The following is a 734-nucleotide window of genomic DNA, read 5'->3' as shown; positions in this document are numbered from 1 at the left end:
AGGTTAATACTTGTTTGATCAATTTTATGTTGATTTACTTCTTTTAAAAATTCATTCAAGTAGAACCCATTCTTCAAATTTAAAGAATGATCTAACGCATAAACTGTTAATTCATATTGATGATCTTGATCAGGTGGTGTAGGTCCTACATAGTGATTTTCTATTTCTGAAAAATCTTCAGCCAACAACCCACTAGTAAAGCTATTTTTACCTTGTACATAGTCACCCTTTGTTCTTGATAAATCTGCTTTTATAGAAATTGAATTGCCACTAACACTTACATTAGCTACACTCCAATGAATCCAAGCAAAGCCACATACAGGAATTGCATCATAGTCAATTAAAGACCAAGCAAGATATTTAGTCCCTTCCGGTAATTCAATTACTTCAAATGGAAATGACTTAATTGGATTCCCGTTAATAGAATCACTCACATCTGCACCTGCTGCGTATTCATATGGTATATTGTTCCCTTTAAATTCAGTTTTTATTTTCATGTTGCTCTCTCCTTGTAAAATAAAATATTATTATTAAATATATAAAAATTAATAACGAAATAAATAATATTAAGTATTGAATAGTTCCTATTGTATATAAGTAACCACCCATAAGTAAAAATGCGATATTAAAAATAAAATATAACGTTTCTGCATAATTAAGCATCACTCTTAAGTTACTACTGCTAGAAAGTTTATTTATAGTTTGTGGACGAGTTAACCCTGAAGAAATACCTA

General features: G+C 29.6%; 1 protein-coding gene and 1 pseudogene. Both read right to left on the bottom strand.

The window, feature by feature from the left end:
* Positions 1 to 497, bottom strand: a 497-nt coding sequence (locus IDG60_RS18195; RefSeq protein WP_048517827.1) for a YbhB/YbcL family Raf kinase inhibitor-like protein, incomplete at its 3' end; no start/stop codon positions are given.
* Positions 481 to 734, bottom strand: a pseudogene (locus IDG60_RS18190) (MFS transporter); the annotation flags it as partial. The gene IDG60_RS18195 and the pseudogene IDG60_RS18190, both read right to left, overlap by 17 nt.

The organism is Staphylococcus sp. EG-SA-2, from assembly GCF_017152085.1.
This window is presented reverse-complemented; position numbering and strand designations above follow the sequence as displayed.